Genomic DNA, 25,975 nt, shown 5'->3' on the forward strand with positions numbered 1-25,975 from the left:
GTTACTTAACGATAAGCCTGCGCTGCGCTCTCGTTATAATGTTTTGGCTATGTAACCCGCTACAATTGCTTCAACAATAGCGTAGGCTGCGTGGATAAGTACGGTGCTAAAAAACAGCCTGTCTGGGTCGAATACATAAACGCCCGCATCATTTATTTGCAAATAATAAAAGCTCAAATGATGAACAGCTACAAACGCTAAAGCGGTTATAAACACGCGCCACTCAACAAACATGATAAGAACAGCCATCAATATAAAAATTTCAAAATGAACTTCTATGAGACCAAAGCTTTGTTGAATATGTAAAAATGAAAACATCATACAACCCGCAGCCACTATGTGCGCTGTTAATGCGCTGTCGGGGTGTTTGTGTAACATCCATAAAGGCAGTGAAAGCAAGATAAGGCCAGTGAGCACACCAGATAGCAAAGTAGAAAACACAACCCCTAAAATTAATGACTCTAAAAATAATAGGATGAACAAATAGGTAAAAAGGCGACTAACACTGGTCATAACTAAAGCCTTAAAAATTAAACTAATTCACTAAATAAAACGCAGACTCCGTCTTACGAAGAAACCTGCAACATAGTTCACTTAATTAACTGTAAAACAGTTCTAAACTGCGTTGTTCCCGCTTTTTCTAACCATTGAAATAACACGCTTTCAGCACAGGTAACAATTGCACCCACTGCACTCAATTGTTTAATGGCTAATGCTTTATGCTGTTTATTACGCGATGCTATTGCATCTTCAACAACAAACACCTGATAACCGGCCGCGATTAAATCAAGACTTGTTTGTAACACACAGACATGTGATTCAGTCCCAGTCACAACAATTTGCGGTCTTTGATACTCAGCGAGCATATGAATAAACCCAGGCTCTACACAGGCACTAAAATGCATTTTTTCATACATATTCGTGCTACGGATAAAGGACTTTAACTCAGGACTCGTTCTCCCTAGTTTGCTTGGATTTTGTTCAGTAAATATAAATGGTATATCCAATAATGACGCTGTCTTTAATAACTTTGATGTATTTTCAACAACAACGGCAAAGTCAGTAATGACAGGAGCAAGCCCTGCTTGTTCATCAATAACTAATAGAATGGCCTGCTTTTTTTGGCAAATAAACGAATGGCGCATTTCATTCCTTAACGTACTTTAACTAAGGTATTTATAGCACATACACTCATTTTATGTTTCGCGTGCGACTATTTACTAAATTATCTTTTCAGGGGCCTCAATTACATCCATAATTGTGCTATATTTTGTTAAAAGTTTTGCGCAAATAATAATTTAGGGTTAATCAGTCAGTGCCTAAACATTTCCATTTTGTTTTCATTTATCTTTTTTTAGCGCTTATTCCTAACGCGTATGCACAAAACTATGCACTGCAAATGCAACGTATTTCAACAGATGAAGGACTCACACAAGGCAGTGTAACGAAAGTAATTCAAGATGATTTAGGCTTTATTTGGATTGGTACTTACCAAGGCTTAAACCGTTATGATGGCTACCAAATGGCGGCGTTTGCGGGAGAACATATTCTCGATCAGCGCCAGATAAATACGTTAGCCAAAACTCGCGACGGAAGAATATTTGTAAGTACCGAGTTTTCGGGCGCTTTTTTTATCGTTCCTAAAACACTCAAGGTAGAAAAAATTTACGCTGGAAAGCTCGACCCAGAAGACGCGTTTTTCTCACCTATACTCGCTTTAACAGAAGACGATAGTTATTTTTATTTTGCTATTGCTCAGCATGTTTACTCTTACCACAAGCAATCAAAAAAGTTCTTACATGAGTTTTCTATAAACAAAGAAGAGCATATTGTACGAGCCCTCATCATACATGATAACTTTTTGTATATGGGTACATCTAATGGCTTGTTTTCTAAAAACTTAGCCGATGATCATATTTCAAATATTCCATTAACAGAAAAACAAAAAGTCACGAATGACAACAAAAACGTAAAATTATTGCGTGTAGATCCGCAACTAGGGTTACTTGTTGGCACCGTTGAGGGCATGTATGCCATCCCCTTTGATAACAAACGTTTGTTCGCATTTGGTAGCGTTAAGTTATTAATTCCTGAGTTAAATATTTGGGACTACTCGGCAAGCTCTTTTGGTGAGTATATAGTTACAGAAAAAGGGTTATATGAATTCAACCGTCAAACTCTGTCAGTTGAATATATTCTTCGCTTCGATCAAAGTAAATTCAACATGACCGACAACACCATCCCTGACATGATGGTTGATAAAACAGGGTTACTCTGGCTAGCATCTCGCTCACAAGGGGTATTCACATGGTCCACCCTAGCGAGACGGTTTAAGCATATAGAGTTAAAAAACGACACCAATAACTTTAACAATAATGTATGGTCTGTTGTACAAGATAAAGACCACACCATTTGGATCGGGACCGATAATGGTCTAATGAAATACAACCAACTAACCAAACGAGCTCAAGCATATTTAACAAGTGCCGACGAAAAAGCATTCCACGGCGAATATGGTATTTTTGGCGTTGCAGAAGCAGATATCGAAGATACAAAACGTTATTTGTGGGTTATGAGATACATGGGGTTAGTCCTTTTCGATAAGCTCACAGGCAAGCTGGTTCCATTAAAAGGTGATGAAGAAACAGTACGTATTTTAACAACTTATACAAGTTGGGGGTTTCACGTGATTGGACCCGATCAGTTCGCATTTATTACCGATAATGATTTTTATAGATACGATGGTAAAACGGGTGAACTACGCGTTATAGAAGGCCTAAAAGAACAAGTTGAAATTATCAACGCAAATGGTTTTCTAAAGCCATTACCAACCCACCCTAATGAGTACTTATTGAGTATGTCGGGCAAGCTTTATCGCTATAACGAAGAAACACAAAAGCTGACATTACTATACCAAGTCGAAAACTATAACCCATCGGCCTTCTTTGTTACCACTGATTGGATTATTGATTACAACAACACACTGTGGCTAGCTTCTTCAGATGAAGGGCTGATAGGTCTTGATGCCGAAAACTATGAAGTAAAATACCGCATAAATACGCAATCAGGTTTAAAAGCTAAATCAATTTTTGGCTTGCAAATTGATCGCTTTGGCTTTTTATGGATGAGCTCTCAAAATGGCTTATACCGTTTAGACTTAAGTTCGTTAGAACTCGACCGCTACTTTATTCGTGATGGCCTTGCCGTTAATGAATTTAATTACGATGCTGATGCAACATTACATAATGGCCAGTTGGCTTTTGGATCTACGCGCGGTGTACTGCTTGTGTCTCCTGAAGATTTCTTATCGTCACCTGTAGAGCCTGGTAATGTAAAAACAGAAATTACTAATGTGTCTTTGCTTTCTCGAGAATTAAATTATCATCCCTATAAATACGTCGATGATCCGCTACAATTGACCGCTGATGATATGGGATTAGAGGTCAATTTTTCTAACTTTGACACTATAAATAAAGACAAAACGGTGTACAAAGTTACGCTTGAAGGCCCTACATCACTTCATTACGACAGACTAACAACAAACAAAGTGTTTTTCACAAAATTACCTCCTGGCGATTATACGTTATCTGTTTCTTCAGTGTCTGACCTTAATAATATTATTTCTGAAAGTAGACAATTACGCTTTAAAGTTGCCTATGCAACGTGGTCATCCCCCCTTGCTTATACCTGTTATACAATGATAACACTGGCCATTTTGTTTTTTATTTTCTGGCAATATCAAGCCCGTCAAAAAGCGATTCGTAAAGCGCACGATGAAGTATTAAAGTCTCAACAACAAACTGAATTAGCTTTAAGCAGTAATAAAAGTGGCGTATGGGAGGCTAACTTAGCCGAGCAAACCTTTTTTAATAGCCGCTGTGCAGTGGAGCTTGGCTACAGTGAATTTAAAGACAGTCTGCCCATTGCAGATTTCATACAACTTATTCACCCTCTTGACCGCCGATTAGTTATCAGCCAATGGGAATCATTTTCTAAACAATTAAATAATGAACAATGGAATGTAACATACCGATTAAAGCACAAAAATGGAGAGTGGCTTTGGTACCAAGATGTTGGCCGTGTTGTTGAAACAGATGATGATAATAAGCCGTTAAAAATTTCAGGTATTTACACCAATATCACAGAGCAAAGAGCCAATGCACAACAAGCAGCTGTGCTAGGTGAGGCCTTTAGTCAAATTAACGATTGGTTACTTATTTTAGATAGCCAACTTAAACCGTTTTCAGCAAATACGAGCTTTAGCGAAGCCTTTTCAACACCTAAAAATATTACCGAGTTAACAGTTAAAGACTTTATCGGTGCGATTGGCAAATCTCATTATCTCGAATACTTAAATGTACTAAAAACACTTAAACCTAAACAAAACTGGAAAACAGAAGCCTATATTCGCACACTAAAAAGCCCTGCTCATCCAGTGCACATCAGTGTCACTGCGGTGGCCAAAGACAGCCAAAGCATTAACTATTATGTTATTGTTATTTCAGATTTAACAGAGCAAAAACGAGCTGAAGATGAACTTCGCTACTTAGCAAATTACGATCCTTTAACAGGGCTTCCTAATCGCACATTAATGCACTCTAAAATTAATAGTTGTATCAATAGCTCTAAAAAACGTAACAAATTAGCAGCACTGTTGTTTATCGACCTTGATAAGTTTAAACCGGTTAATGATTCATTTGGTCACGCTGTGGGTGACCAATTACTGTGTAATATTACTCAACGCGTAAGCTTAATTTTGCCTGAAAACGCTGTTATTGGCCGCCAAAGTGGTGACGAATTCTTAGTGTTGGTCAAAGATCTACATTCTCCTCAAAGTCTGAGTGAACTGGTTAAAAAGCTAACCGAAGAGCTCGCGAGCAAAGTAATTATCGATGACTTTTCTATTAATATTTCAGCCAGTATCGGGGTTGCACTCTACCCATTTGATGCCAAAACGGCTGACGACTTAATTCGTAATTCTGATATAGCAATGATGCATGCGAAACAATCTGGCAGAAATAACTTTAAGTACTTTACCGAGCAAATGAATAATCAGCTGACAAAAAAACTGTTGCTCGAAAACGCGTTAAAAGATGCCTTTAAAGATGATGAGTTATTTAATAATTATCAGCCTATCGTTAATGCGAAAACGAAAGAAATACATGGGGCTGAATTATTAATGCGATGGAGAAACGAGCAAGGGTTTGTTTCGCCTGCTGAATTTATTCCCATTGCAGAAGAAATTGGTTTAATAGAATTATTAACTGAACAAGCACTCGATCGCGCTCTGACTGAGTTATTGCCACTGCTTCGCGCAAACCCGCACTTTTACTTGTCGTTGAACTTGTCGCCAATGCACATTTTAAAGTCTAACTTAACTGAGCGATTACTCATGATTCTGAGCAATCATTTAATTAAACCTGTTCAGTTACGACTTGAAATAACAGAAAGCACACTACTCGAAGATAAAGAAAAAGCATCAAAACAATTAAAAATGCTAAAAAATGCCGGGTTTAAACTTCTTTTAGATGATTTTGGTACGGGTTACTCATCACTGACTTACTTAAGCCAGTTCCCTATTGATGTGATTAAGATAGATCAGAGCTTCGTACGCAACATTGGCTTAGATAAAAGCAACGAATCAATCATTCGTACTATTCATGCACTCTCATCAAACCTTGGCTTATATTGTATTGCTGAAGGGGTGGAAACTCTCGACCAAATAAACTTTTTAAGAAATATGGGCTGTAATGACCTGCAAGGTTATTATTTTGCTAAACCCATGTTAGCCGATGAACTGATTGCACAGCAGACTATTCAAAGTATTGTCGAACGCCTAAACAAACTGTAATACCCAATTTGCTTGATTAAATGAGCTCTTTAGAGCTGAAAAAACCGCGTTGATAACAAGGCAAAAATTTAGTTATTTAGTTGTTCTAAATCAGAAATTTTTAACGCAGGTAGCGACTGGTTTAATCACTCAAAATGATTAAGTATTTTTGCGGAATGGTATATCATGGTGGCATTCATGGCTTTCAATTTGTAGCACGCTTTTTGCGACTTTAAAACGAGACAGTAATAGCTTTTCGACCTTTAAGCGGCAAGCTTCATCATGTTTTTCAACAGTGCAATGTTGCTTTAAAACCACGTGAGCCCCTACAACTAACTCTTTGTCTTGGCGAACCACGGTCACATTATGAACATTTTCAACATGTTCAACTGACGCAATACTTTGCTCTATTTCATTTACGTCTGGGAGCTTTCCGCTGTTTTCAAATAGACCTTTTAAACACCGACTAATAACTTTGACACCCGTGAATAATACAAACATGGCAATCAACATGCTCGAAATAATGTCGACCTCTGCCCACCCTGTTAAATAAATCAGAATACCCGCAAAGAACGTAGAAACGGTTGAAATCAAATCAAAAAATGAATGCAAAAATACTGCATACACATTAATACTGGCTTTTCGGCCTTTATACAGTACCCATGCTGCTGCACCATGAAACAGAAAGCCTATCGCCGATATTACAGACATTAGGTAACTATTGATGTGTAACTCATGGCCATCACTGTGATGAAAGTATCGCTCTCCACCTTCGTATAGAATCACCAAACTGATACTTAAATATAAAATACCATTGATCAACCCACCTGTTAGTTCAGCTCGTTGATAGCCATCATTAAAGTTTTTTGCAAAATAAATTGCCATGCTTGAAGCTATCAAAGCTATAAATAATGAACTGTTATGAACAAACAGATGCCCAGCATCAGCAAGAACAGCAAGCGAATTTGAATAATAGGCGCCAATGATCTGAATAACCATAAACGAGCAGGTTATGGCTAGCGCGATCAATAAACGGCGTCTTGATGCTTGGTGTGTTGTAATATCTGTCATGAAGAAGAGAGTAACCTATTCGCTGGATAAAAAGTAATGATATACAGTCTCAATTGTAATACGTGACGCCTTTAAACGCACTAAAAACTTAATTCATCCTACCTATTAAACTAATTTATGGCTTTCAGAGGACCTCAAAGGAAAATTTTATATCAATTATTTGTTAAAATATGTAAACTTATGCTGTTCGTTTATATAGGGTAAAGTGTACGATGGGTTCAAGTGAGCAAACATGGCAAACGTTATCGGCTCTGCCGCTTGCAATAATCATGTTTAATGAAGAGCAGAATCGCTTTTATTTTAATTCACTTGCACAATCGTTATTCTCAGTTGAAGAATACGCTAATTTACACGATTTAAATGTCGATCACTTAAGCCTAAGCGATACACACTCGAGCCGTCTGTTATCCTACGATGATTTTTTACCTTGCGCACAAAAAAGCAAACCACTGAGTATTACGCTGGCAAACAGTAAAAACAATACGCTTAAGTTACTTGATTTCAAATTTGCCTCACTCAGTCAGTCTTTATTTATTACTATTTGTGAACCTCGGACATTTAAAAGCCACGATCAAAGGCAAGACTTTGATGAGCTAATTTCACAAATTTCCACAGAACTTATCGATATTCAAAACGAAAGTATGGATAAGCAAATAGGAAAAGCGCTAAAAACCATTGGCTTAAATTGCCAAGCTGATCGCACCTATATATTTGAGTTTAGTGATGATGGCTTATCAATGAGTAACACTTACGAGTGGGTAAATACGGACATTGTTCCTTTTAAGGAGCACTTGCAAAATATTCCACGCGACTCCCTGCCTTACTTTTTTCAGCAAATGCAAACTCGTCATGTATTTAATGCATCTAATACCGCTGAGCTGCCCGATGAAGCTGCGGCCGAAAAAGCCGAGTTTACCAATGAAGGCATTCAATCAGTATTATGTATTGGCTTAGTAAGTGAGCAAACACTGTTTGGCTTTATAGGCTGTGATTGCGTAAAACAAGCACGCCAGTGGTCGCAAACAGACTTATTGCGGATCAAATTAGTGGGCGACATGATCGCCAACGCGTTAAAAAGCTGGCAATACAAACATAAACTTGAGCACACTCAGCAATTGCTGATTGCCGCGAATAAAGAGCTACATCAACAAGCTCACATTGATAGCTTAACAAACATCGCAAACCGCCGACAGCTCGACCTTGTACTCCAGCAAGAGCTCAATCGTTGTGCTCGAAGCGATTTACCACTGAGTTTGATCCTTTGTGATATTGATGCGTTTAAGCTTTATAACGACTCACTTGGTCATCAACAAGGTGATTTAGCATTAAAAGACGTTGCAAGTATTTTAGCAAAACAGTGCCAACGTGAAGGTGATTTAGCCGCACGGTACGGGGGTGAAGAATTTGCCATCGTTTTATCTGCAACCAATAGCCAGCATGCCCTGACATTTTGCCAAAAACTGCAAAAAGCAATAAAGAAGGCCGCTATTGCACACCCAAGCTCGAACATAGATCCTTTGTTAACCATGAGTTTTGGCATTTATACATGCACACCCAATAAACAGACAACAGCAGATTCCGTGCTCGATATAACCGATAAAGCATTGTACAAAGCCAAGCAAAATGGCCGAAATAGAATCGAAATGGGCTAAGAGTAACCCGCTTCGATTAATATTCTATATCGTATAATTCAGTTGATTAGATAAGCGCACTTTAAACTGTGCTGAAATTCTCAACTACCTTACAAATTACACTCTAAACTGACTAACCAAACCTTTTAGATGCTGAGCTCGCGATAACAAACTTTGTGTGCCTAGTTGTTGCTGTTGAGCGTTATTATGAATCTCAGTTGCACTCCCTGAAATTTCATGAGCAGATTGGTTTATATGCTCAACAACTGTGCCTTGTTCTTCTGTTGCTGCGGCAACTTGATGGTTGCCTTGACTAATCATTTCAAATTTATGTTGAATAGCTTGCAAAGATGACAACGCAACCTGAGTCAACTCTGTTACTTTTTGACTACTCAACGTACCTTGGGCTATCGCCTCTTGCGATTGTAGCGAAGAGCTTTGCAATCGAGACACTTGCTCACGAATTTCAGATGTTGAGTTTTGTGTGCGCTGTGCAAGTGAACGAACTTCATCTGCAACGACAGCAAACCCTCTACCCTGCTCTCCCGCTCTTGCAGCTTCAATAGCAGCATTCAATGCCAGCAAGTTAGTTTGCTCAGAAATTGCATTAATTACTTCTACTACCGAGTTAATTTCAGCTGCTTGAGCTGCGAACTCACCGATACTTTTATCGACATCCATTAAAATATTATTCAGTTCTGTCATGGTCTTAGCTGTGGTTGCCATACTTTGAGTGGTCTCAGCCGTTTCTTTAACCGCTTCTTCTGTATCGCTTGCAGTCCGATGAGCAATATCAGAGACCTCATTGATAGTTTGCCCCATTTCAGTGATAGCCGTTGCGACTTGATCGGTTTGCGCTTTTTGATCATCGGTAGCTGCAAACGTTTTATCTGCTGAAACGGCTAGATCATCAATCCCTTTACGCATCGCTTCTTCCGTTATGCTAATTTCATCAACTAGCTCAGCCACTTTTCCTATGATTGCATTAAAACCTTTAGCAAGGTGTCCCAATTCATTATCAACGCTGTCGTCTAGGCGCTTATGTAAGTCACCACCTTGACCAGACATTTCGAGCAGTTCGTCACCCACACCACGAATTTTTGCGCTCAACCAATTAGCAAAGTACAGAGTTAGTACGAGGAAAATTGCGGCAAGGACAATACTAACAATGATTGACATGATAACCACTGCATTTATAGCCGATGAAATTTCGTCTTTTGGCTGTATCGCAACCAACGTTAGACCCATGCCTGAAATGGGCATCAATCCGGCGTAAACATCATTGCCATCAAGTTTAATTTGCGAAAGTGTAAAGCTATTTTTGTTAGCATTCGTAATATTTTTAAATGAACTCAATTCATTAATATTTGATACTTGTTTACCAATGTAAGAATTATTCTCATGCGCAATAACACGGTTACTATCATCTATCAAAAATAAATAACCATGTTCACCTATTTTGCGTGACGTCACAATGCTCGATATGTCTGAAATGTCATACCCAAGGCCTGCAACCCCCACTTTTTCACCATTAATTTGCACTAAAGTATTTACATAAAGTGTAAGTTGCCCTCCTTCTTCACTAACATCTAATGCAAGTGCCTGACGTTCATTAGAGCTTAGGAAATCGAAAAACCAGTTATCGCGTGGTTCGTTTGCCGAAACAGCTTTAAAAAAACCTGCCTGAGTGTAATAACTTAAGGTATTGCGACTAACCCAAAAGACAGAAGAGGCGCCACTTTTAACTTTTAAATCAGCAAAATAATCCATAACACGATGATGGATATTTGAATTTTTTTCTCCCTCACTCATCCACTGATGTAACATCAAGTTTTCGGCAAATGACTGAGATACTGAAATAGGGTAGCGCATTTGTGCATCAATTTGCGCTGCAACTTTACCCACCGCATCAGGTAACAATTGGGTTTCTGTTTGCTGATAATACAGTTTTGAAAATTGGCTTGTATTTATCAATGCACTTATCGTTGTAACAATAAGCAAAGTACAGAAAACAAAGCTTATAAAAATGGTGCGAAGTGACAAGTTACGCATGTGAGTAGACCTCAGACTTTATATGTAAATTAAATAGTTAAGATCATCCTTGCGTCTTAGGGGTGATTTTAGGCAATAACCCTTTGTTAAGCAATTACTATTTATATTTTTACAATTGTTATTACGTAAATTATCTTCAGTAAACTAATAACCTATTTTCTTATTAAGCAAGGGCTATCATTTGCTCTCGGTACACTTTAGGCGACACACCATACCAGCGGTTAAAAGCATGATGAAATGCACTTAGCTCAGAATAACCACATAAAAAAGCTATTTCAGTCAGTGATAAATCCGTTTCTGTCAGTAAAGACACACTTTTTTGCTTTCTGAGTAACGCCAATTCTTTGCTAAAATTAGTGCCTTCCTTAGCTAGCCGACGTTGTAATGTTTTTTCACTCATATTCAATGCTTTAGCGAGCACAGCACAACTAAACTGACCTTGAATTAAATGCTCTTCCAACAGAATACGCAAAATCTGAGTTACTGTACTTTGTGATGCTAACTTTATATTACTCGATAAAAGTACCTGGCTTTGTACTTGCTCGCTAAAAAACAAACTATGTGTTTTCGCAGCGTATTCAATCGGGCAATTAAAGTGTTCGTCAATTTCAGCGTTAGGCTCTTTACGCTGTAAACAAATACGTGTTGGACACCAGTCTTTACCCTTCACTGTACGGGCTATTTTTAAACAAAAAGCCATGGGGGCTTCGTAACTTAATAATGACATATCACGCTCGCCGTCACTAAAGTTAAAGCGCAGCTCATACTCATCACCATGATCAATTAACGACACATTATGAGTATCTCCCATCAGTTTTTGATAACGCAATATAAGTCTAAACGCACTGAGTAACTGTGTTGATTGAATAATAGCCATTCCCACAACAGGGATAGCGCGTACGTTCATATTGCTACCGACATATACGCCTAAGTGTGTGTTTGGCAACATGGCTTGCGCTTGCTTCCAAAGCAAACTGACATGAGCTTGCGGATACCGAGCACTTTGACTGCTCAGATCAGTGAGTCGAATATTCGCGTTTTCAAATAACTCGTTAATCGGTAAGCCTTGCCATTTAAAAGACTCGGCCATAGCCCGTAACCACCAGCTTGAAAGAGTACGCACACACTGTCCTCAAAAAACAATTCAATGACCCATATTATCAAGTAATTTAAAAAATAAAAGCCTATTGTTAACCTTTAATTAACAACGGAGAAAGTATTATGGGCACTGTAGCCAGTAAACGTGAATTCACAAGCTTCAAAGAGTTTTACCCCTATTATCTTCAAGAGCATAAAAATAAAGTCTGCCGACGCTTACACTTCGTTGGTAGCTGGTTAGTGTTAGCTATTTTGTTCGCTGCTTTATACCAACAGCACTATAGTTGGTTGCTGTTATGCCCTGTTGTTGGATATGGGTTTGCTTGGATTGGTCATTTCTTTTTTGAAAAAAACCGCCCAGCCACTTTTACCCATCCTTTTTATAGCTTTATTGGTGACTGGGTTATGTTTAAAGACATTATCGTTCGTAAAGTGCCATTTTAGGAAATCATCATGACCATGAAACATTCAGTCTCAGAACAAGAATGGCATGCACGTGTAGAACTTGCAGCTGCCTACCGCCTCGTTGCTTTATATGGTTGGGATGACCTAATTTTTACGCATATATCAATGCGCGTACCAGGTACTGAAAACGAGTTTTTAATAAACCCCTATGGCATGATGTTTCACGAAATCACAGCATCAAGCTTAATAAAAGTTGATCAACAATGTAATAAGCTGCACGACAGTGAATACCCCGTCAACCCTGCGGGCTTTAATATTCACAGTTGTATACATATGGCACGTGAAGATGCTCATTGCGTTATTCACACTCACTCATTAAATGGCACAGCAGTGTCTGCAAATAAAGACGGCTTACTGCCCATATCACAGCAAGCTGTGGTTGTTCACTCAGGTCTCAGTTATCACGATTATGAAGGAATAGCACTTAATCCCGCGGAGCAAAGTCGCTTGGTCAATGATTTAGGTAACAATCACTTTTTAATGTTGCGTAATCACGGCTTGTTAACCGTGGGCAGCACCGTTGCCGACGCCTTTTTGTTTATGTATATATTTGAAGCGGCCTGCGCTGTTCAAACCCGTACGACCCAAAATACAGAACACTTAGTACAGGTTCCTAAAGCCATTGTTGATGGCATAAAAGGACAAACAGAAATCGCAACTAAAGGACTTGGCGGTGCAATTGCTTGGCCTGCTCTGCTGCGCTTATTAGATTCTAAAAGTCCAGGCTACGACCAATAAGGGCATACCATGCAAATAGATATTTTGACTAAAGTAGTGCTGCCATTAGCACTGTTTATCATTATGTTTGGTATGGGCTTAGGACTCAAAAAGAAGGATTTTGGGGCTTTATTCTTAAGCCCCAAAGCACTGATTTTAGGCCTAACATGCCAAATGTTATTACTCCCTATGGTGGCTTTTTTACTTGCCATGGGTTTAAAGCTTCCTTCTGAACTTGCGATTGGCTTAATTTTAGTCGCATGTTGTCCAGGCGGCGTAACATCTAATTTATATACTTATCTATTTAAAGGTGACCTGGCCCTATCGATTAGTTTAACCACTTTAGCAACCTTTATATCCCCCTTTACTTTGCCGTTTATTGTACACTTTGCTATGTCATCATTTAGTGTGCCGGGGAATGAATTCACGTTACCAATAGTAAAAACGATTATACAAATGCTGGCTATTACCTTATTGCCTGTCACTATTGGTATGCTATTCAACAACCTTAAACCCCACCTTAGCAGTAAAATTGAACCATTAATTCGCCGACTTTCGAGCGTATTTTTAGTCATTATTGTCGTGGCAATTATTCATAAAAATGCTGATCTAATGTTTAGTTTTTTTGCCACCAGCGGCCTTGCTACACTTACCTTAAACCTAACCACACTGATGCTAGGGCTGTTCTTTGCCAAAATATCCGGATTATCGCAGCCACAGCAAATGAGTATTGCAATCGAAGTTGGATTGCAAAATGGAACGCTTGCTATTTTAATTGCTAGCACCCTCATAAATAATCCCACGATGGCCATACCCGGTGCGACATACAGCTTATTTATGTTTCTAACAGGGTATATTTTTTGTTACCTATTTAGCGCCCATAGCAATAAACAAGCACGGCTCATAAAAAACGTTTAATACTCCCTCAACAGCCAGCCACTCACAACTGAGTGTGGGTGCTGGCTGTTCATTTAACAAATTTATGGCGCGACATGCTTCCCAGTGATAATGTAGTTATTGGAAAAAAATAACATTAACAGTCTCTAAGGAAAGTACATGGATCCCCTATCGCAAATTTTCGATTTACTATTGAATGTCGAAGTTTTTATTCTAATTTTCATTTTAGTGCTCTTGAAAAGTAGCGTTAAATTCGTGCCTCAAAACCGTGCTTGGTTAATAGAACGGTTTGGTAAATACCAATCAACAAAAGAAGCCGGCCTTAACTTTATTGTGCCATTTATTGACCGCATAGCCGCTGATCGTAGTTTAAAAGAACAAGCACAAGATGTGCCTTCACAGTCAGCTATCACGAAGGATAATATTTCATTGATTGTCGATGGCGTATTGTATTTCCGAGTGTTAGACCCCTACAAAGCAACCTATGGCGTAGATGATTATGTGTTCGCAGTAACTCAGCTTTCACAAACAACAATGCGTTCTGAGCTTGGTAAAATGGAGCTTGATAAAACATTTGAAGAGCGCGACCTATTAAACACCAATATCGTATCAGCCATTAACCAAGCTGCGGAGCCTTGGGGTATTCAGGTTTTACGCTACGAAATTAAAGATATTGTTCCTCCTCAATCCGTTATGGAAGCAATGGAAGCTCAAATGAAAGCTGAACGTGTAAAACGTGCACAAATATTAGAGTCTGAAGGTGATAGACAAGCAAATATCAACGTTGCAGAAGGTAAAAAACAAGCGCAAGTTCTCGCCGCAGAAGCCGATAAAGCAGAGCAAATATTACGAGCCGAAGGTGAAGCAAAAGCCATTATTGCAGTAGCAGAAGCCCAAGCAGATGCATTGCGCAAGGTTGGTGAAGCAGCCGATACCGAGCAAGGTCAAAAAGCAATTCAGCTTGATCTTGCAACCAAAGCCATTGCGGCAAAAGAAGCTATTGCGCGTGAATCATCAGTGGTATTACTCCCTGATAGCGGCACCGATGCCAGTTCATTAGTAGCACAAGGCATGTCTATTATTAACTCTTTGAACCAAAAACAAAAAAGTTAGGTTTCCCCTATGGCATTTTTAGATACTTATTTAGCCGAAACACTGATGATTTTAGGCGTGCTTGCGCTAATTATTGAAGTTGCAGTGCTTGGAATGAGCACCTATGTGTTACTTTTTTTAGGTTTGTCTTTATTTGCCAGTGGTCTACTGATGAATATTGGCTTGCTTGATAGCAACTACACTACTGCACTGTGGAGCAATATTGTGTTTACCCTTGGTTTTGCCGTGGTGCTTTGGCAACCACTCAAACGTTTGCAAGATAAAACAGACACCAAACCATTGCACAATGACTTTGCCGACATCACCTTTGTTATTAATTCAGATGTTGATGACAGAGGTTTAACGACACATCCATACTCTGGTATCCAATGGCAACTCAAAAGCCATACCCCTATTGCAGCAGGTAGTACTGTTAAAGTAACAGAAAAGCAAGTAGGCGTGCTCTGGGTTGAAGCAATTTAACACTTAGAGCCAAAACTCTATTTTGTTTTGTAATCGTGTTTGCTATGGTTTAGTAAACACGATTACAAGGGAAATGGAATACAATGACACAGAACAAAGCGCTGGTTGTAGAAGGCGGCGCAATGCGTGGTATTTTTGCCACAGGCGTACTAGATGCTTTTTTAAAAGCCTGTTATCAGCCGTTTCAACAGTGTTATGGTGTGTCTGCTGGCGCTACCAATATCGCCGCGTATTTATGCTCACAATATAAACGAAACCATGCCGTAATCACCGATTATTCATGTCGCCCCGAATTTATAAATTTTATCCGTTTTGCTAAAGGCGGCCATCTGTTTGATTTAGATTGGTTGTGGCAGGAAACTATTCGGGATATACGCCTCGATTTAGATACATTCAATAATCAAGCGAGTGAGTTTTACATTGTCGCAACCAATATCAAAACCGGTCACGCAGAGTATTTAAAAGCAAATGCTCAATTAATGGAAGAGCAACTTAAAGCGTCATGCGCTTTACCCATTGCCTATCGGCACTACCCCGTTATTAATGATATTCAACTGACCGACGGCGGCGTTGCAGACTCAATCCCCGTGCAAAAAGCATATGAAATGGGTAATAAAGATATCACGGTCGTTTTATCGCAACCGCTGGGTTATAAAAAGAAACCTGCAAAAGCCCCTTGGCTCGTTAAGCGATTATACAAAGACACGCCTGCCCTTGCTGAAGCAACGTTGCGCCGAGCAAATAACTATAATCAAAGCATTGATTTTATTATGAACCCACCTAATGACTGCAACATAAATATCATTGCCCCACCTCCACAGTTTGCTGTTGGGCGAACAACAAAGTCATTTGCAAAATTATCAGCGGGCTATGACATGGGGGTCGATGCGGGGGCGCAATTTGTTGCTGAGCATTGTTGATAAAATTTTACGATAAACGGAACAAATTTAACGCAGTTTTTTCTTGCTGGGCTACACTTATTTGACGTGTATTCGACAAGGATTGAACATGAAACATGACGCGCCTTTTTATCGTTTTTTCAAATTATTCATCTTATTTAGCAGTGTAATATACTGCTTTCCTAGCAATGCAATTGAGTGGCCTCAAAAAGTGCATACGACTGAGGGCACTTTGATTGTTTATCAGCCGCAACCAGAAAAGTTAATTGGCAATGCGCTTACTGCCCGAGCGGCCATGTCATTTACACAAAACAAAGAGCCCATATTTGGTGTTTTTTGGTTTACCGCAAAAATTGATACCGACAGAGAAAACGATAGCGTCACCGTACGCGATATGAGCGTCATTGATGTGCGTTGGCCAGAATCTAAAGATGCGGGAGAACAAACCTTTACCACCGTCGTAAACCAAGCGATTAAAACCAGTCAATTTAATACCTCGCTGTCGCAACTGACCGCCAGTTTAGAAAACGCAGAAGTTGCAGAGCAAAGCTTAGCGCAATTAAAAACAGACCCTCCGATCATTATTTTTAAAGACAAAATTGCGGTGTTATTAAGCTTTGACGGTGAACCTAAATTTAGTGCTATCAAAGACACACACTATGAACGTGCATTAAATACTGCGATGACCGTTATTAAAGATACAAAGAACAAATCGCTTTACCTAACCGATGGACACTTTTGGTATCAGGCAAAACAAGCAAAAGGCCCTTATAAATATACCCAATCTGTGCCTGCCGATTTAGCAAACATGCTCCCCAAAAACACAAGTACATCACCACTTTCATCCCCCCCTGAGATTGTTGTTGCTACCAAGCCCACTGAGCTTGTAGTAACCGATGGCGAAGCCAAATGGAAGAGCCTAAGCGGTGGAGAATTAATGTACGTGTTTAATACAGAAACTCCGTGGCTAAGAGAAATGCAAACCAATAACATGTATGTATTGCTTTCTGGACGTTGGTTTAGGGCGAAACAACACACTGGCCCTTGGACATTTGTACGAGCAGACGAGCTGCCTCAAAGCTTCGCAAGTATCCCACCAGAATCAGACCTTGGTGGCTTACGTGACTCTGTCGCGGGCACCGAAGAGGCAAATGAAGCGGTGCTTGATGCAAAAGTGCCACAAACAGCAGCGATCAGTCGTAAAGACGCGCGTTTGACCGTGTACTATGATGATAAGCCTAAATTTGAGCGCATTCCAGGAACTAACGTGTCGTACGCCATCAATACCGATGCACAAGTGCTACAAATAAAAGGAAAATATTATGCTGTCGATAACGCAGTATGGTTTAAAGCTGATTCAGCGCAAGGGCCGTGGTTAGTGGCTGACAGCATTCCAAAAAATGAAATCGCCAAAATCCCACCCAGTTCACCCGTTTATAACCTTACCTATGTCGAGATTTATGAATCAACCCCAGACGTTGTGTACACAGGTTACTACCCGGGTTATGTATGGTCTTATCCTTATTACGGCGCGCCTGTTTATGGCACTGGGTGGTATTACCCAGCATATTGGGGAGGTGGTTACTATTACCCTAGGCCGTCAACATGGGGCTTTAATATTGGCTATAATAACTGGACTGGCTGGTCGTTCGGCGTAAGTTGGAGCAATGGTTTTTTAAGCTTAGGAATGAATTGGGATTTAGGTTGGCCCACACATTACCGTCCTTACCATTGCTGTAATGGTTGGTATGGCGGCGGCTACCGAGGCCCCGTAGTCATTAATACTGGTGATATAAACATTGGCAATAGCGTTAATATTGGCAATAAATTAAATAACCTTAACAACAAACGTCCGCTTCATAATATTTATAAACGCAGTCAAATAAAAACACGCTTAGCCTCAAAAACGCAGGTAAAGCGCGATTTAAAAACAGCCATCAGTCAGCGCGATAAAGCGAACAATATATTTGCCGATCGTAATGGGAATGTACTGAAACATGACGACGGAAAGTGGCAACAACGTGTTTCAGATAAGTGGCAAGATGTACCTAGCGATAAACAACAGCAGATTAAAGACCACATACAAAATACTGACCGACAACATGTGCAGAATAAATTGCAAACCATTGATAAGAGTAAAGCTAAACACACTTTACAGCAGCGCCAGCAATCACATACACAGCAAACAAATCGCATGCAACAGCTAAATCAAGCTAACCGTGCTCGCCAACTTGGCATGCAAAGGCAACAAATGCGTCGTAATTTACCTAAACAAATGCCACGACAAATGCCCAACCGAGGTCACTAATAATACCCTCTTTAAAATGAAGCCTGATTTAATATTCGGGCTTCATTATTATTTAAAACTTAATAATTACACTCACAGAGAAATTAGCTGTTATAGACTCAAGTGTTTGTGTGTAACGTTACACACAATGATGTAAATCAACTATTTGCACAAATTCAAGCAAAAGATAACTATAAACTATTGCAAAAACTTGCTTAAATACGTTTCTCTTATTAGCTTTAATATTAAGCCACTATAAAAGTTCATTTTATCATGTTAAATAACTACTCTGTTCGTTCTCGACTCGCTGTGTTAGCGCTGTTACCCGTGTCGATTTTTGTGATCACGTCTATTTTTACCATATCCATGATGCATAGCATGGTAAAAGGTATCGACAGCTTGTATGACGATCGCGTTGTGCCGCTAGAACAAATAAAAACAGTATCGGACAATTACGCCGTAAGTATTGTCGATTTATTTCATAAATACCGAGCAGAACAAATTTCTAAAACAGCATTTCTTCAGTCTGTAAACGAAGCCGAATCCTTAGCAGACAGTAAATGGCAGAGCTACTTAAGCACTAAACTCACCAGCGAAGAGCAACGCTTAGTCAACAATGTTGAAAAGAACTTAGACAATGTTAAATCAGAACTCGATACGCTTCTCACTGCGGTTAAAAATAATCAATTGAAGTCAATTCCAGACGATCAGTTTGTGAAAAGACTCTACGCTGTATTCGATCCCCTTAGCGAGAGTTATCAAGGGTTAATTGAATTACAACTATCAGAGGCTTATAAGTTTAAAAACACGGCAGACAAAAGCTTTGAAAAAGTCAGCATTGCCATGACGGCCTCCGTCATCATTCTCATCATTATTTTGCTAATTGTCGCTTTTATGATTTATCGCTCGATTCATAATCCATTACTTTCATTGAGTGGAACCATTGGCTCAATTTCTAAAAATGCAGATTTAACGCTCAGAGCGAAAACCCATGGTAACGATGAAATAGCCCAAGCAGCCAGCCATTTTAATGCCATGATGGAACGTATTCATACGCTAGTGAATGACGTAACAAGTGCAACACTCACTCTGTCTTCGGCGGCCGAAGAGATGAATTCAATTAGTGACCAAGTCGCCAGTACAGCCACGGAACAAGAGCACCAATCTGCAATGATAGCAACAGCAATTACGCAAATGAGTAGTGCGATTGAGCAAGTAGCAGCTAACGCACTTGCTACTTCAGAAAAAGCCTCACACACCGACAAAACAGCAAAAATGGGGCAGCAATCAGTTCAAGAAAACATTGATTCAATCAATCGTTTGTCACATATCGTTAATGCAAATACGCAGCTAATCAATGAACTTAATACCCAATCGACCGACATAAACCAAGTGGTGATGATGATCCAAGGTGTTGCTGAACAAACAAACTTACTGGCATTAAATGCAGCAATTGAGGCGGCACGTGCTGGCGAATCAGGGCGCGGCTTTGCGGTCGTTGCCGATGAAGTGAGGCAACTTGCGCACAATACACAAAAAGCGACAGCCAGTATCAATGAAATGATTAGTAAACTGCAATCAATGGCACAGCAAGCAGTTACAGCAATGGGCAATGCCGATGAAAGCGCCAAGCAAAGTGTTGAATTTGCTGAACGGTCATCGCAGTTGCTAATTGAAATAACACAAGAAATGGCACAAATCGCCGATATGAACAATCAAGTATCTACTGCAACGGATGAACAAACGACCGTTGCTAATGAACTCAGTTGTAATATTAATGAATTTAGTAGCAGTATTTCACTGGTCAGCGAAAGCTCACAACAAAATGCTCAAGCGAGCCAAGAGCTTGCATCGCTTGCTTCTCGATTACAACAGCAGGTACATGTTTTTAAAGTGTAAACGTAAACACAGTGCACTTAATAGAGAAATACACAGATGAATACCCTAAGACGTGTGTCTTTTATACTATGTGTCATGGTTAGTTTTGCAAATTATGCAGATGAGCAGCTTGTTATAAAACTTGCTCGGCCCGATTACCCTTTAGTTCAAAAAAATGAGTATATTCATGATGTTCTAGAAAAGAGCTTTGCAGTAATGAAAGTAGATGCCACCCTACTTTACAACGTTAAGCCTATGAATGATAAACGAATAGTAGAGCAGTTGACTCATAATAAAGCCGTTACATTAGCGTGGCTATCGCTCCCTGGCGAAATACCTGACTCTTTGGTTAGAACAACTACTCCCTTGTACAAAGGCTTGCATGGAAAGCGTCTGCTAATTATTCGTGAAGGCGATGAAGCGACTTTTCACAAAGTGAATAACCTTGACACTCTAAAACAATTAATCGGATTACAACAACAGAGTTGGTACGATTACACGGTTATGAGAAACAACGGCCTAACTGTTAATGGGGATCTGGACTATTTAGGCATGATCAAGGCGCTAGAAACAGGTTTAGGCGATTACTTCCCACGTTCGGTGTTGGCTATAGAATCTGAACTTGTCAAACTAAAGCAATTTCATTTGATCATTGAACCCTCTCTCATGCTGCAATATCCTAGCAATTACTACTTTTATTTAAGTAAAGAAAACCAACATATCGCGGATTTACTCGAGCAAGGAATGCAAAAACTTCAGCGTTCAGGTGAATTAGAGCGTATTTATTTGCACTATTTTGGCGACGTCGAAAAAAGGCTTAAACTCAAACAACGCCTTACCATTACACTTGAAAAAACGGCACTACAATGATTAAAAAGTTCATTCTCTTGCTTAGCTTTATTGCGGTGTTTATTGCAGGCTTTATGGTGGGTATTTATACCTTACCTATTCTTACGGCAACACCAGCCCCCGCTATCACCACATTACAACAGCATGCTAATCGTGCTTTGTTTAAGGGGGAGTTTAAAACTGATCTAAAAGGCTCTGACAGCCTGCATTATGATGATGGGATGGTGTATTTAAGTAATGACGCAATCTCAATGCAAGGTAAACTTGCCCCTGGGCCTGATTATCAACTGTATTTATCTCACCAATTTATTGATAACGAAAATGACTTCCTTTCCTATAAAGGCACAATGCAACGAATAGCCGAAGTACGCTCATTTAATGGCTTTAAAATACGTGTTCCGCAAGGCGTAAATATAAGCGAATACAACACCGTCATTATTTGGTGCGAAAGCTTTAATGAGTTCATTACCGCAGCGCGCTATCAATAAATAGTATGCAAAACAAAGCCGCCTTTGGAGAGGGCGGCTTTAAAGCGGCAGCTATGGGTGTTGAGCTGCCTAATCAAGAGTCTTTATTTATCCATTTAGGCTGCATTTTCAGTGTGTTGAGCCTCATCACTGTGGCGGATTAAATAATCAAATGCACCTAAACTTGCCGTTGCACCACTGCCCATGGCAATAATGATTTGTTTAAACGGTGTTGTCGTGGCATCACCCGCAGCATACACACCGGGTAAAGAAGTCGCCCCTTTACTGTCGATTTCAATTTCACCAAAGCGAGTCAATGACACATCTGAGTCTTTTAACCACTCAGTGTTTGGTACTAAACCGATTTGAACGAAAATGCCAGCCAGTGCAAGCGACTTTTCATCGCCAGAGACACGATCAATGTAGCTTAAACCTGTTACACGCTTGCCATCGCCAACAACCTCGGTTGTTTGCGCGTTTTTAATGATTGTGATGTTACTTAAGCTTTTCGCTTTACGAATAAGTACCTCATCTGCGCGTAATGTGTCAGCAAATTCAAGCACGGTGACATGCTCAACGATGTTAGCAAGGTCAATAGCTGCTTCAATACCTGAGTTACCCCCCCCGATCACTGCGACTGCTTTGCCTTTAAATAACGGGCCGTCGCAATGCGGACAGTATGCAACACCATGGCCGCGATACTCTTTCTCGCCCGGCACATTCATTTCACGCCAGCGGGCACCCGTTGCCAATACAACCGATTTGGCATTTAATACCGCACCATTTTCTAAGGTAATTTGATAGTTATCCTGTTTAGTTAATGACGCAGCACGTTGGTTTTGCATCACATCAACACCGTATTCTTTAACGTGCTCTTCAAGTTGCGCAACTAACTTAGGGCCTTCAGTTGCTTTTACAGAGATAAAGTTCTCAATGGCTAATGTGTCTGCAACCTGACCACCAAATCGCTCTGCGACCACTCCGGTGTTTAAACCTTTACGCGCTGAGTAAATAGCCGCAGAAGCCCCCGCTGGGCCGCCCCCTACAACTAATACATCGAATAACGCTTTGTCGTTCAGCGCATCAGCCTGTCGTGCTGCAGCTTTGGTGTCTACTTTATTTAAAATGTCGGTTAAGTTCACAGCACCTTGGCTGAACAATTCACCATTTAAATAAACAGCCGGTACCGCCAGAATATTGCGCTCGTTCACTTCATCTTGGAACAAAGCACCATCAATCATTGTGGCTGTTATGTTCTGATTGTGCGCCGCCATTAAGTTAAGTGCTTGTACTACTTGCGGACACGTCTGACAGCTTAATGAAATATATACTTCGAAATTAAGCGGGCCAGTTAATGATTTAATTTGTTCAATTTCAGCGTCTGACGCTTTGCTTGGGTGGCCACCTGTGTGCAGTAATGCAAGAACCAAGCTAGTAAATTCGTGGCCCATTGGCACACCGGCAAAAATGATTTGCGTATTGTTTACAGGTGAAGACACCACCATTGAAGGACGACGTACACCTTGGTCTGGGTTGTCTCGCACCGAAAATTTGTCGCTTAACGATGCTAAATCAGTCGCTAAGTTTTTAAGTTCTGTTGATTTATTGCTGTCATCCAAGGCGATAAGCAGCTCAACAGGGCTGGTAATAGAAGCAAAGTGGCTTGCTAATTGGTTTTTGATATTTGTATCTAACATGGCTTAGCCCTTGAGTTCAGAATAAATAATCTCGAAAAATGACAGGATTAACTGCCCACCACCCGCTAATGTGCTTAATGTGTGTGAGTTGTGATGGGCAATTAAATTCGTATTGCTCGCTTAAGCGAAGCGTGGCTTCGCTTAAGCACTTACGTGCAGTCGCAATTTAGATTTTGCCAACTAGGTCTAGTGAAGGAGCCAATGTTTCTTCACCTGGCTGCCATGATGCAGGGCATACTTCACCGTCGTGGTTCGCGATGTATTGTGCAGCTTGTACTTTACGTACTAACTCTTTTGCACTGCGGCCGATACCTAGGTCATGAGTTTCGATCACTTTGATTTCACCTTCAGGGTTCATTACAAATGTACCGCGAAGAGCAAGACCTTCATCTTCGATCATCACACCGAAATTGCGTGTAATGCGACCTGTTGGGTCACCGATCATTGGGAATTTGATTTTACTAATCGTGTCAGATGTATCGTGCCATGCTTTGTGAGTAAAGTGAGTGTCTGTTGATACTGAGTAAACCTCTACGCCCATTTCTTGAAGTTGTGCGTAGTAGTCTGCAACGTCACCTAACTCTGTTGGGCATACAAACGTAAAATCTGCTGGGTAGAAGAAGAAGATAGACCATTTACCTAGCACATCTTTTTCTGTTAGCTCTACAAACTCACCGTTGTGGTAAGCTGTTGCATTGAATGGTTGTAATTTTGTGTTGATTAATGAAGTGCTCATAGTTTTCCTCATTGATGTATTTAAAAGTTTAATTAACGCAGCCTTGCGTCTGCTTGATTAATACAATAGAGGTCTGAGCGATTAAAATAAAATTGATTGTTTAGATTAAATTAATTGATTTTTTAGATTGCAAACCTAAATTCTTTAAAAAGAATAAAGCCCTCAATCACTTACATGAATGAGGGCTTCTTTTCGTGGGAACGAAATTACTTATTAAAACCGTACAAACTCTTTGGTTTAATATATTTAGGTTCAAAACCTTGTTCTTTTGCAGCCGCTAACATGACTTGTTCAATCCAGCCTGCATCCATAATGTTCATGTAGTTACCATCGGGATCAAAATTAATGTTTGAGCCCATAACCACCATGAACGTATCAGTAACTTCGGTGTTTTCTTCAGGCACTTGGAATTGGTGAATAGAACCACCTGGTTCAAATAAATAGCTACCCGCTTTTTGCACATCATCTGGGTACTCTGTGTAATGCCAGCTACCAGACAAAGTATATAAATGTACAACACCAGTGTGAAAATGCTTTGGTAATACTGTACCGGGTTCAAATAAAACGCGTAATACCCATACCCCGTTTTCAGAATCAAGCATCAATGGGTAAATATGAACACCCGGTAATGCATTTTTTATAAGTTTTTCATCATTGGTATGAATCGTTAATAGAAAGTCTTGATGATTAATAATATCTGGTAATGCCATGTGTGTGTCCTCTTTTCACTTGCTTTAAATGTTGTTAATTGTTTAGTTAACTTTGACAGCAGGCTGTTCTGGAGCCGCTTTACAAAGTCCTTGCTCAAATGCCCATTGCAGTGCGCTCTGCATACCATGCTGCAAACTAAATTCAGGTTTATACCCTAATAAACGTTCTGCTTTTTCATTACTATAAGCGGCACTTTTACGGCTAAGCATGCGCATTGTCGACGGGTTAATGTCTGTCGTTTTACCAACTAAGTGATAACACCACTCAATGAAGCCGGTCAGTTTCAATGCCAGCTTTAAATTAACAACTTTCACGTGCTGTTGACCCTGTGCCTGCGCTAAATAGTTAAAATATGTTTGATTTGTTACTTGTTCAGGCCCTGACAAATTAAAAATTTCGCCGCTAGCCTGCTCACTCATCGCACTTAAATAAATTCCTTTAACGAGGTCATCAATATAAACTGGCCCAAACATACCCTGTGGCACCATAAAGGTTCCTTTTGCAATTTCTTGCAAGGGGTAAGCTATCCATGGTTTTGACCCTGGACCATAGACATCGCCAGGTCGAATAATTGTTACATTCAACTTTTTACTGGCGTGATAACTTAAAGATAAGTGTTCACTCATCATTTTAGAATCGTTATAAGCACGCCCATCAGGGAGTAATGGTGCATCTTCGCTTATCGCTGTTTGCCAATCGCTGCCGTACACGGCCGTTGAAGAAATATGAATAAAGCGCATCACCGTGCCAGCATGTACTGCGGCATCAAGTAAATTTTTTGTCCAGCCGACGTTTGCTTGCCATGTTTGTTTGTAACTCAATGCGTTAGACACAATAGCCGCAGTGTGAATGACTAAATCGCAGTCTTTGATCAAGTGACTAAAGCTCGCTGGCTCACTTAAATTACCCGACACAATGTTAAATTCATCACACGGCATCAAGTCAACACCGCATACTTGTACGCCTCTATCTTTAAAATACTGCGCAAGTTTGCGGCCAATAAAACCATTACCGCCACTTATAAAGACTTTTGTGTAATTCATTGCGTATTCCTATAAGTACTGTTAATGGCCTAATTTTAAATAGTAGACCATCATCGTTAATACATTGTTAAA

Annotated in this window: 21 protein-coding genes; 12 read left to right on the forward strand and 9 right to left on the reverse strand. The window is 40.0% G+C overall.

What is annotated here, in order from left to right:
* Nucleotides 1–33 precede the first annotated feature (33 nt).
* Both JIG41_RS23310 and JIG41_RS15315 read right to left on the reverse strand, forming a co-directional pair.
* Nucleotides 34–513 (reverse strand): hypothetical protein, encoded by a 480-nt coding sequence (locus tag JIG41_RS23310; protein ID WP_409372744.1) that lies wholly within the window; start codon nucleotides 511–513, stop codon nucleotides 34–36.
* A gap of 77 nt (nucleotides 514–590) precedes the next feature.
* Complete coding sequence (locus tag JIG41_RS15315) at nucleotides 591–1,145, reverse strand: isochorismatase family protein (protein WP_036972211.1); 555 nt, start codon at nucleotides 1,143–1,145, stop codon at nucleotides 591–593.
* A 170-nt stretch (nucleotides 1,146–1,315) separates the two neighbouring features.
* Between JIG41_RS15315 and JIG41_RS15320 the strand changes: the two genes are divergently transcribed.
* A complete protein-coding gene (locus tag JIG41_RS15320) occupies nucleotides 1,316–5,851 on the forward strand; it encodes an EAL domain-containing protein (protein ID WP_312000533.1) in 4,536 nt (1,511 codons plus the stop codon).
* A gap of 138 nt (nucleotides 5,852–5,989) precedes the next feature.
* On the opposite strand, the gene JIG41_RS15325 is transcribed toward JIG41_RS15320, so the two are convergent.
* Complete coding sequence (locus tag JIG41_RS15325) at nucleotides 5,990–6,901, reverse strand: cation diffusion facilitator family transporter (protein ID WP_036972213.1); 912 nt, start codon at nucleotides 6,899–6,901, stop codon at nucleotides 5,990–5,992.
* Nucleotides 6,902–7,113: 212 nt separating this feature from the next.
* Between JIG41_RS15325 and JIG41_RS15330 the strand changes: the two genes are divergently transcribed.
* Nucleotides 7,114–8,553, forward strand: coding sequence for a diguanylate cyclase domain-containing protein (locus JIG41_RS15330; RefSeq protein WP_036972214.1), 1,440 nt, complete (start codon nucleotides 7,114–7,116; stop codon nucleotides 8,551–8,553).
* Between the two features lie 96 nt (nucleotides 8,554–8,649).
* Here the strand turns inward: JIG41_RS15330 and JIG41_RS15335 are convergent, their stop codons facing one another.
* Together JIG41_RS15335 and JIG41_RS15340 are read right to left on the reverse strand one after the other, a co-directional pair.
* The gene (locus JIG41_RS15335) at nucleotides 8,650–10,584 is read right to left on the reverse strand and encodes a methyl-accepting chemotaxis protein (protein WP_118844829.1); all 1,935 of its coding nucleotides are present in this window, start codon (nucleotides 10,582–10,584) and stop codon (nucleotides 8,650–8,652) included.
* A 163-nt stretch (nucleotides 10,585–10,747) separates the two neighbouring features.
* Entirely contained in the window at nucleotides 10,748–11,707 is a 960-nt protein-coding gene (locus JIG41_RS15340) for an AraC family transcriptional regulator (protein WP_143474465.1), read from the reverse strand.
* 98 nt (nucleotides 11,708–11,805) lie between these two features.
* Here JIG41_RS15340 and JIG41_RS15345 point away from each other — a divergent pair, with 98 nt between their 5' ends.
* The 10 genes from JIG41_RS15345 to JIG41_RS15390 all read left to right on the forward strand — a co-directional run bounded on the left by JIG41_RS15345 (nucleotide 11,806) and on the right by JIG41_RS15390 (nucleotide 21,737).
* A complete protein-coding gene (locus JIG41_RS15345; protein WP_036972220.1) occupies nucleotides 11,806–12,126 on the forward strand; it encodes a DUF962 domain-containing protein in 321 nt (106 codons plus the stop codon).
* A gap of 3 nt (nucleotides 12,127–12,129) precedes the next feature.
* Nucleotides 12,130–12,885, forward strand: coding sequence for a class II aldolase/adducin family protein (locus JIG41_RS15350; protein WP_244887014.1), 756 nt, complete (start codon nucleotides 12,130–12,132; stop codon nucleotides 12,883–12,885).
* 9 nt (nucleotides 12,886–12,894) lie between these two features.
* On the forward strand, nucleotides 12,895–13,782 hold the full coding sequence (locus JIG41_RS15355) for a bile acid:sodium symporter family protein (RefSeq protein ID WP_036972225.1): 888 nt from the start codon (nucleotides 12,895–12,897) through the stop codon (nucleotides 13,780–13,782).
* A 138-nt stretch (nucleotides 13,783–13,920) separates the two neighbouring features.
* A complete protein-coding gene (locus JIG41_RS15360; protein ID WP_065978986.1) occupies nucleotides 13,921–14,874 on the forward strand; it encodes an SPFH domain-containing protein in 954 nt (317 codons plus the stop codon).
* A gap of 9 nt (nucleotides 14,875–14,883) precedes the next feature.
* Entirely contained in the window at nucleotides 14,884–15,336 is a 453-nt protein-coding gene (locus JIG41_RS15365; protein ID WP_036972229.1) for an NfeD family protein, read from the forward strand.
* Nucleotides 15,337–15,419: 83 nt separating this feature from the next.
* Nucleotides 15,420–16,256: a patatin family protein gene (locus JIG41_RS15370; RefSeq protein ID WP_065978985.1), complete on the forward strand. Its 837-nt coding sequence runs from the start codon at nucleotides 15,420–15,422 to the stop codon at nucleotides 16,254–16,256.
* Nucleotides 16,257–16,344: 88 nt separating this feature from the next.
* Nucleotides 16,345–18,543, forward strand: a complete 2,199-nt coding sequence (locus JIG41_RS15375) for a carbohydrate-binding family V/XII (RefSeq protein ID WP_199525051.1) — start codon at nucleotides 16,345–16,347, stop codon at nucleotides 18,541–18,543.
* A gap of 252 nt (nucleotides 18,544–18,795) precedes the next feature.
* Entirely contained in the window at nucleotides 18,796–20,421 is a 1,626-nt protein-coding gene (locus tag JIG41_RS15380) for a methyl-accepting chemotaxis protein (protein WP_065978983.1), read from the forward strand.
* A 36-nt stretch (nucleotides 20,422–20,457) separates the two neighbouring features.
* Nucleotides 20,458–21,270 (forward strand): hypothetical protein, encoded by an 813-nt coding sequence (locus JIG41_RS15385; RefSeq protein ID WP_199525052.1) that lies wholly within the window; start codon nucleotides 20,458–20,460, stop codon nucleotides 21,268–21,270.
* Nucleotides 21,267–21,737 (forward strand): DM13 domain-containing protein, encoded by a 471-nt coding sequence (locus JIG41_RS15390; RefSeq protein ID WP_199525053.1) that lies wholly within the window; start codon nucleotides 21,267–21,269, stop codon nucleotides 21,735–21,737. Before JIG41_RS15385 ends, JIG41_RS15390 begins: the two co-directional genes overlap by 4 nt.
* A gap of 95 nt (nucleotides 21,738–21,832) precedes the next feature.
* On the opposite strand, the gene ahpF is transcribed toward JIG41_RS15390, so the two are convergent.
* From ahpF to JIG41_RS15410, 4 genes are all read right to left on the reverse strand, one after another.
* Nucleotides 21,833–23,413 (reverse strand): alkyl hydroperoxide reductase subunit F, encoded by a 1,581-nt coding sequence (gene ahpF, locus JIG41_RS15395; RefSeq protein ID WP_199525054.1) that lies wholly within the window; start codon nucleotides 23,411–23,413, stop codon nucleotides 21,833–21,835.
* Between the two features lie 166 nt (nucleotides 23,414–23,579).
* Nucleotides 23,580–24,149, reverse strand: coding sequence for an alkyl hydroperoxide reductase subunit C (ahpC, locus tag JIG41_RS15400; RefSeq protein ID WP_036972239.1), 570 nt, complete (start codon nucleotides 24,147–24,149; stop codon nucleotides 23,580–23,582).
* A 206-nt stretch (nucleotides 24,150–24,355) separates the two neighbouring features.
* Nucleotides 24,356–24,859, reverse strand: a complete 504-nt coding sequence (locus tag JIG41_RS15405; protein ID WP_036972241.1) for a 2,4'-dihydroxyacetophenone dioxygenase family protein — start codon at nucleotides 24,857–24,859, stop codon at nucleotides 24,356–24,358.
* 42 nt (nucleotides 24,860–24,901) lie between these two features.
* Nucleotides 24,902–25,903: an NAD(P)-dependent oxidoreductase gene (locus JIG41_RS15410; RefSeq protein ID WP_118845253.1), complete on the reverse strand. Its 1,002-nt coding sequence runs from the start codon at nucleotides 25,901–25,903 to the stop codon at nucleotides 24,902–24,904.
* Nucleotides 25,904–25,975: the final 72 nt, after the last annotated feature.

Origin of the sequence: Pseudoalteromonas sp. bablab_jr011 (assembly GCF_016464045.1) — a bacterium.
Lineage (GTDB): Bacteria > Pseudomonadota > Gammaproteobacteria > Enterobacterales > Alteromonadaceae > Pseudoalteromonas > Pseudoalteromonas lipolytica.

Coding starts and splice junctions, on each gene's coding strand:
- JIG41_RS15370 (WP_065978985.1), top strand. CDS start 15,420: ATGACACAGAACAAAGCGCTGGTTGTAGAAGGCGGCGCAATGCGTGGT.
- JIG41_RS15315 (WP_036972211.1), bottom strand. CDS start 1,145: ATGCGCCATTCGTTTATTTGCCAAAAAAAGCAGGCCATTCTATTAGTT.
- JIG41_RS15365 (WP_036972229.1), top strand. CDS start 14,884: ATGGCATTTTTAGATACTTATTTAGCCGAAACACTGATGATTTTAGGC.
- JIG41_RS15380 (WP_065978983.1), top strand. CDS start 18,796: ATGTTAAATAACTACTCTGTTCGTTCTCGACTCGCTGTGTTAGCGCTG.
- JIG41_RS15390 (WP_199525053.1), top strand. CDS start 21,267: ATGATTAAAAAGTTCATTCTCTTGCTTAGCTTTATTGCGGTGTTTATT.
- JIG41_RS15325 (WP_036972213.1), bottom strand. CDS start 6,901: ATGACAGATATTACAACACACCAAGCATCAAGACGCCGTTTATTGATC.
- JIG41_RS15385 (WP_199525052.1), top strand. CDS start 20,458: ATGAATACCCTAAGACGTGTGTCTTTTATACTATGTGTCATGGTTAGT.
- JIG41_RS15330 (WP_036972214.1), top strand. CDS start 7,114: ATGGGTTCAAGTGAGCAAACATGGCAAACGTTATCGGCTCTGCCGCTT.
- JIG41_RS15335 (WP_118844829.1), bottom strand. CDS start 10,584: ATGCGTAACTTGTCACTTCGCACCATTTTTATAAGCTTTGTTTTCTGT.
- JIG41_RS15405 (WP_036972241.1), bottom strand. CDS start 24,859: ATGGCATTACCAGATATTATTAATCATCAAGACTTTCTATTAACGATT.
- ahpF (WP_199525054.1), bottom strand. CDS start 23,413: ATGTTAGATACAAATATCAAAAACCAATTAGCAAGCCACTTTGCTTCT.
- JIG41_RS15345 (WP_036972220.1), top strand. CDS start 11,806: ATGGGCACTGTAGCCAGTAAACGTGAATTCACAAGCTTCAAAGAGTTT.
- JIG41_RS15375 (WP_199525051.1), top strand. CDS start 16,345: ATGAAACATGACGCGCCTTTTTATCGTTTTTTCAAATTATTCATCTTA.
- JIG41_RS15355 (WP_036972225.1), top strand. CDS start 12,895: ATGCAAATAGATATTTTGACTAAAGTAGTGCTGCCATTAGCACTGTTT.
- ahpC (WP_036972239.1), bottom strand. CDS start 24,149: ATGAGCACTTCATTAATCAACACAAAATTACAACCATTCAATGCAACA.
- JIG41_RS15410 (WP_118845253.1), bottom strand. CDS start 25,903: ATGAATTACACAAAAGTCTTTATAAGTGGCGGTAATGGTTTTATTGGC.
- JIG41_RS15360 (WP_065978986.1), top strand. CDS start 13,921: ATGGATCCCCTATCGCAAATTTTCGATTTACTATTGAATGTCGAAGTT.
- JIG41_RS23310 (WP_409372744.1), bottom strand. CDS start 513: ATGACCAGTGTTAGTCGCCTTTTTACCTATTTGTTCATCCTATTATTT.